The following is a 6,507-nucleotide window of genomic DNA, read 5'->3' as shown; positions in this document are numbered from 1 at the left end:
AGACTGTCTGAGTAAAAAAGGGCAGTATCTGAAAGTGTCAAATACTGCCCAGACGGTCGGCTTCACAAATCTCTGACTCCCCTGTGGTTATCCACGTCTCCGCCAGTTGTCAGAGATGTTTTAAATTGATGATGAAATGGTAACACATTAATTATGGTTTGTCAATAGTTTGTCAAAAAAATATCAAATATTATGTTGTATTTGTATATCTGATATAAAAAAACTGGATGAACTTTATATACATTGCACAAGTAAAGTGTGATACGACTGTGATTGTAAATCGGGAACCGTCAGAGAATTACCTGGAAGTTCCGGTGAGTTTTTTCAGAAGCCTGCAGCCGTGACTGTACAGGGAAATGTGGCTTTTGTGAAGGTCAAAGAAATATCCTGTTCCTGTAAAGCTGTCAACAGCAACTGAAAGAAAGGTTGCGTTCAGATGAGGATCAATAACAGTTTCTGCAATAGCGCTGTTGGTGGAAATTTCTTTCAGGGTTGTTTTTGTGTCTTCTGTTACCCCATTCTGATACATAATAATGATCAGACAGGCATTTTGCCTGCTGCAGTCAGAACTGTTAAAGCTGTCAATTTCACGGTCAAGTGTTGCAGACAGGTCGGTGGAATCTGTAAGCTTTATATAATAGCGAACCGAGTCTTTCCAGAAAGAGAATTTTTTGCGGTAATAATAACCGTTTTCATACTGGAATTTATTTTCGCTCAGACTCTGCTGTAAAGTCGTTCTGCTCATGGCAGGAAGAGAAGTAAGTTCCTGACCGTTCAGTTTTTTCTCCTTACGGTCTGCTTCCCACAGCACAGCATAACCGATATTTTTCAGAAGAAGAATAACTGCTGCGATACCAAAGATAACAAAGCCGCCTATAGCAATTGCATCGCCGTTTTTTACATGATACTTCTGGAAAAATATTCCGGCAATAATAAAGCCAAAGGCAATAAAGAAACAGACCAGACCGGCAAAAAACAGCAGAAGACCTCTTTTTTCAGAACGGAGCTGTTCCTGTTCGTCAAATGTTTCAGGTACCTGAGAATTTTCATCTTTCATATACAGATTTCTCCTGAGATGTAAGTGTAATATAATGATTTTATCACAGGAGATTCAGGAAAAAAAGAATAATTCTGAGGTTTTTATGGAATTATTAAAAAAATAACAGTGTGACAGACGGCTCTTTGAAAGAATTTTTATTTTGCTGTTTCTGTAAGTTTTTTCAGAAGTCGGCAGCCGTGGAAATACCAGGAAAGGCGTTTGTTGCGAAGGTCAAAGAAATAGCCGTTTCCAGTCTGGCTGTTGACAGCAACAGGAAGAAAGGATGAATCATTTTTGGGGGATATAACAGTGTCTGCAATAATAATGTTTATAGAAGAATCTTTCAGTAATTTTTTGGTAGCTGCTGTGAGATTGTCCATATACATTACGAGAATCAGACAGGAGGCAGTGTTTCTTCCTTTCCGACAGATACCGTCAAATCTGTCAACTTCCTGATCTATGGTTTCTTCCAGATTCCAGGACGGAATCAGCCGAAAGTAGTAATGGACAAAGCAAAGCTGCCAGAAGGAAAATTTTTTTCGGTAATAATAGCCATTTCCGTCGTTTTTAAACTGGTTGGAGAGAAGGAGATACTGAAGGGATGGATGGCTGATAGAAGGAAGCACAGTTAATTTGCGGCGTATGAGCTTGTTCTTTTTAACAGCAGATTCCCACATCAGACCATCGAAGAAATTTTTTACAATAAGGAATAGGCCTATAGTAGAGAAAATAAAAAATCCTATAATGAAAATGCGGTCTCCATCCGGAGAATTACTTAAATGAAGATCATTGATCAAAACGGCTATCAGGATACAAACAAAGCTGATAAAAACACAGACCCATCCGGCAAAAAACAGTCGAAGCCCTCTTTTTTCAGGGCGGAACTGTTCCTGCTCGTCAAAGGTTTCAGGTACCTGAGAGTTTTCATCTTTCATAGATAGATTCCTCCTGAGATGTAAGTGTAATATAATGATTTTATCACAGAAAATTCTGAAAAAAAAGAATAATCTGCATTTTAAGAAAATATTAAAAAATAACAGTGTGACAGGTGGATGTTCCTGCTGCAATATCACATGGTGGCATAAATATGAAATGAACAGATGCCAATAAAAGCGTAATGGATACCTATAAAGAAAAGAAGAGACACGCTGGATTCTGTGAACAATATCCGGATTTGTCGATATAATAAATAATATGCTGCTATTCGCATCAGCCTGGTCAGAATGCTATATGAACAGCACCAAAGCACAGTCAGATAGGTCTGTAGAATTGTGAATATCTTGACATTTTTGAAAGACCATGATATAAAAAAATAGAATTAAGTGTTGATTTTACAGATATCCGGAGATAGCTGTAAGAATCGGTGAAAAGGGAAACAGGTGAGAATACTGTGCGGTGCCGCCGCTGTGAGCGCATAGAAGCAGTTTTGCTTCACTGCATTTCATACAGGAATGTGGGAAGGAGCAGAACAATATTGCTGCGCGAAGCCAGAAGACCTGCTTAGTTCTTTTTTGCATCCACGGGCCATGGTCATGCAGAAAAACAAGGGGATACTGTATCCATATATGGGAAAACAGATGCACTGTCGGCCGAAAGGCGGCAGTGTTTTTTTGTTTACCAGGAAAGTAGTACATTCTGTACTAATCTTCCTAGTAAACACAAAACGCTCCGCGAGGATGCGACCGGATGCATGCGGAATATGACTGCCTACGGCAGTCTGCATCTGGCACGCAAAGCAGAACAAGTCCCTCAAGGATTGAGGGATTTAGGGAGTGATAAGCGGACTTGTCCGCTTTGTTCTGTAGAGGATAAGTAAAGATGGGCCGGATTATATTTTCAGGAGGAAAAAACAATGTGTAACAAAAAAATGCTCAGTATGATGATGGCTGCGGTTATGACAGTGGGAGTGAGTGCAGGGACGGTATCAGCAGAGACTGATTATGAACCAGTAACTATTACTTTGAATTTACAGCGTTCAGGTCTGGGAGAGAATGTAGAGTATACATTTACAGAAAAGCCATCTGCGGTAGTAGCATCCGGGGAACAAATGGCGGATCTTTTCTTTGATCTGGGGCTGGAGGATCAGATGGCAGGCTATACAAAAGGAAACTGCTGGAGCACAAAATCAGAATTTCCGGCAAGCGAGAAAGTTCCTCAGCTTCTGGAACCGGGACAGGCTCTTTCTAATATGTCAAAAGAAAAACTTCTGGAAACTGGTTGTGATTTTCTGATTGGCTGGGATTCTGTATTTGCAGATAAAAGCTTTAATAAAGACTTCTGCGAGGAAAATGGTATTGCAATGTATTTCCCGTATGTATGTTCAGATCAGGCCACCTTTGAAGATCTTTATAAAGATTACGAAACTCTTGGAAAGATTTTTCAGGCAGAGGATGTGGCAGCAGAAAAAGTACAGGCTATGAAGGACAAGATTCAGTCAGTGAAGGAAACCATTGGCGAGGATGCTTATAAAGATCCGGTAGAAGTGTTTGTTTATGATTCCGGTGAGGATGCACCTTTTACTGCATGCCAGGGAATGCCGGGAGATATCCTGAAGCTTGCAGGCGGTATTTCCATTTTTGATGATATTGAAAAAGGCTGGGCAACTCCTTCCTGGGAAGAAGTGATTGAACGTGATCCGGAAGCTATTGTAATTCTGGATTATACAGGTAAGGATGATATTGCTGCCAAAAAAGAATTTCTGGAAACCAGCGAGTATACAAAAGATCTCACAGCAGTAAAAGAAGGCAGAATTTATTCCGCAAGCTGCAGTGACATGCAGGGGTCAGCAGGAAGCGCGGCTACAGTGGAGCAGATTGCACAGCAGCTTTATCCGGATATGTTTAAATAAGAGGATGTTATGAAAAAGAGATCAACAGCAGGCGGGAGGAGGCATTTTGCCGTCCTTCTGCTTTTTATATTAGGGATGATCGCTGTTTTTACCTGTATTTCTGTGACTATGGGGGCAGTAGAAATATCACCGGTAAATATTGTGAAGATCATTATTAATAAAAGTTTTGGGCGTGAAATTTTTGATGCAGCATGGGAGACAAAAACAGAAAATATTATCTGGAATATCCGTTTCCCGAGAGTTCTGCTGGCATTTATTGTAGGAGCCGGACTGTCGCTGTGCGGAGTTCTGATGCAGGCTCTCACAAAAAATTCCCTGGCTGATCCTTATGTGCTTGGAATTTCTTCTGGAGCATCGGCAGGAGCGGTCTGCGCTATGGTACTTGGAATGTTCAGCATTTTTGGAGGCTATTCTGTGATTGTGGGAGCGACAGCCGGAGCAGCGCTTTCGATTATTATGTCCATGAAGATCGCTTCTGTTCGGGGACGTATCACATCCACCCAGCTGGTATTGGCAGGAATAGCCACTTCGGCTCTGTTTTCAGCCATAACAAATTTAATAGTGTATGGCGGGGGCGCGTCAGATAAGACAAAGACAGCGCTTTACTGGATGGTAGGGTCTCTGAGCGGAGCTACCTGGTCCCGGCTGCATTATGTGGCAGTGGTATTTATTATTGCAGTGGCAGTGATTTTTCTGTTTGCAAAAGAGCTGGATGTACTTCTTTTGGGAGATGATGCGGCAGAAAATCTGGGAGTGGATACCCGGAAGTTAAAATGGGTTATTATTGCTGCTTCTACAGTACTTACAGGAGTGGTGGTATCGGTCAGCGGAGTAATCGGATTTATCGGTCTTGTTGTGCCTCATATGATGAGGGGAGTTGCCGGTTCAGCACATAGAAGACTGATTCCGCTGGCACTTCTGGGAGGCGGACTGTTTGCTGTGATCGCAGATCTTCTTTCCAGAGTGCTGATTGCTCCGGAAGAATTGCCGGTGGGAGTGATATCGGCTTTTTTTGGAGCGCCTTTTTTCCTGTATCTGATCCGGAAAGGGAGCAGAGAAAAGATGTGAGGGAGGTTATGAGACAGTGAGTTTAGAGGTAAAAACTTTGGATTATGAGATCCGGGGAAAAGAAATTTTAAAGGATATTTCTCTTGAAATTCATACGAAAGAATTCGTAGGGCTGGTAGGACCAAATGGCTGTGGCAAATCCACTCTTCTGAAAAATATTTACCGAACTCTTCGTCCAAAGTATAATACAGTATTTATTGACGGAAATGATATTTTAAAACTGTCTTCCAGAAAAATGGCCCGGGAGCTTGCAGTAATGGCTCAGGAAAATAATATGGAATTTGATTTTAAGGTTCAGGATATGGTAATGTTCGGACGTTATTCTCATAAAAAATTTCTTCAGGGAGATACGTCCCGGGACAGGGAATTATGTGCGGAATATCTTGCGGAAGTGGGACTGGAGGGATATGAAAACAGATCTTATCTCAGTCTGTCAGGAGGCGAAAAACAGAGAGTGCTTTTGGCCAGAGTGCTGATTCAGGAAAGTCGGTACATTATTCTGGATGAGCCGACCAATCACCTGGATATCAGTTATCAGTATCAGATTATGGATATTTTGAAAAAACAGGAGGCAACAGTATTTTCTTCTGTTCATGATCTGAATCTGGCAGCTCTTTACTGTGACAGGATTCTTTTTATGTATCAGGGGAAGATCGTGGACGACGGAACTCCGGAAGAGGTTCTCACTTCAGAGAACCTCTGGAAATATTTTCAGATCAGGGCTCAGATTTCCCGGAATCCGGCAACTGGAAAGCTTCAGATTTATTATCTTCCAGATTGGATATAAAGAACATTTTTATCAGTGTCTTTTCCGGAACTGAGAAACCAGAAACAGGACTACGCCCACCACCAGGATAACAGGCAGCAGAAAGCTGAGTACCATAAACAGAAGCGCAAGAACAGCTGCCGCCGCCGCGATCACGATCAGCTTTCCGTACCAGGTGGAAAGATCCAGATGGTAGTGCCGGTGTTTGGGCTGGCCGTATTCACTGTCCGACTGATTTCCATAACCTGTGTTTTCGGTATGGTAAATATCCTGTCCTGAATAATCCGAGGTATTGGTTCCGGAAAAAACAGAAGGCTCTGCATCGGTATCGATCAGGGTTTTGGCAATCAGTCTGGGATCGCCCAGTGAATCCAGAACCTGTTTTTCCTTCTGTCCCCTTTTTATGGCATCCTGTATATAATCATGGTAATATTGTGTATGCGCAGAGGCTTTTGCCTCCGGCATCTGGTCTGAAAGCTGCTCGTATAAAATATTAAGAAATTCTTTTTTTGTCATGTTTATCTCCCGAAATCGTTATGAACGTTATTTTATTTTTGTGCAGACTTCCTCTGTATATCAGAAGAAAGTTTTATTCTATAAGCAAACATATTTTTTAAAGCTGAATAAGGATTTTGAAAATCTGTGTTTATTATGGGGAACATGGAAGGATTCTTCCTTTATGCCTGTCTGACACAGAGCTTTCTGCTTAATATCTGATAAATGTGTATGCATAGAATTACTGATATTTTATCATACAGAAAGAAATCATAATAGTTTTTGAAATAT

6 protein-coding genes and 2 riboswitches are annotated in these 6,507 nt (G+C 41.4%); of the genes, 3 read left to right on the top strand and 3 right to left on the bottom strand.

From position 1 onward, the window contains the following. Nucleotides 1–39 precede the first annotated feature (39 nt). A riboswitch (ZMP/ZTP riboswitch) is annotated at nucleotides 40–120 on the bottom strand. Nucleotides 121–298: 178 nt separating this feature from the next. After that, nucleotides 299–1,057 (bottom strand): phage holin family protein, encoded by a 759-nt coding sequence (locus QVP40_RS10495; RefSeq protein ID WP_022008381.1) that lies wholly within the window; start codon nucleotides 1,055–1,057, stop codon nucleotides 299–301. Between the two features lie 137 nt (nucleotides 1,058–1,194). Continuing rightward, nucleotides 1,195–1,974: a hypothetical protein gene (locus QVP40_RS10490; RefSeq protein WP_022008415.1), complete on the bottom strand. Its 780-nt coding sequence runs from the start codon at nucleotides 1,972–1,974 to the stop codon at nucleotides 1,195–1,197. Nucleotides 1,975–2,348: 374 nt separating this feature from the next. Further along, nucleotides 2,349–2,557, top strand: a riboswitch (cobalamin riboswitch). A gap of 334 nt (nucleotides 2,558–2,891) precedes the next feature. Between QVP40_RS10490 and QVP40_RS10485 the strand changes: the two genes are divergently transcribed. From QVP40_RS10485 to QVP40_RS10475, 3 genes are read left to right on the top strand one after another with little or no spacing between them, the layout of a single operon-like run. Next, nucleotides 2,892–3,887 (top strand): ABC transporter substrate-binding protein, encoded by a 996-nt coding sequence (locus tag QVP40_RS10485; protein WP_022008320.1) that lies wholly within the window; start codon nucleotides 2,892–2,894, stop codon nucleotides 3,885–3,887. 9 nt (nucleotides 3,888–3,896) lie between these two features. After that, on the top strand, nucleotides 3,897–4,955 hold the full coding sequence (locus QVP40_RS10480; RefSeq protein WP_022008321.1) for a FecCD family ABC transporter permease: 1,059 nt from the start codon (nucleotides 3,897–3,899) through the stop codon (nucleotides 4,953–4,955). A gap of 16 nt (nucleotides 4,956–4,971) precedes the next feature. Next, nucleotides 4,972–5,742: an ABC transporter ATP-binding protein gene (locus tag QVP40_RS10475; RefSeq protein ID WP_022008322.1), complete on the top strand. Its 771-nt coding sequence runs from the start codon at nucleotides 4,972–4,974 to the stop codon at nucleotides 5,740–5,742. A 12-nt stretch (nucleotides 5,743–5,754) separates the two neighbouring features. Here the strand turns inward: QVP40_RS10475 and QVP40_RS10470 are convergent, their stop codons facing one another. Next, on the bottom strand, nucleotides 5,755–6,237 hold the full coding sequence (locus QVP40_RS10470; protein WP_022008323.1) for a DUF1700 domain-containing protein: 483 nt from the start codon (nucleotides 6,235–6,237) through the stop codon (nucleotides 5,755–5,757). Between the last annotated feature and the right edge of the window lie 270 nt (nucleotides 6,238–6,507).

It is taken from the genome of Blautia sp. CAG:257 (genome assembly GCF_000433815.1).
Classification (GTDB): domain Bacteria; phylum Bacillota; class Clostridia; order Lachnospirales; family Lachnospiraceae; genus Blautia_A; species Blautia_A caecimuris.
The sequence above is the reverse complement of the archived record's forward strand: the minus strand, read 5'-3'. Positions and strand labels throughout refer to the sequence as shown.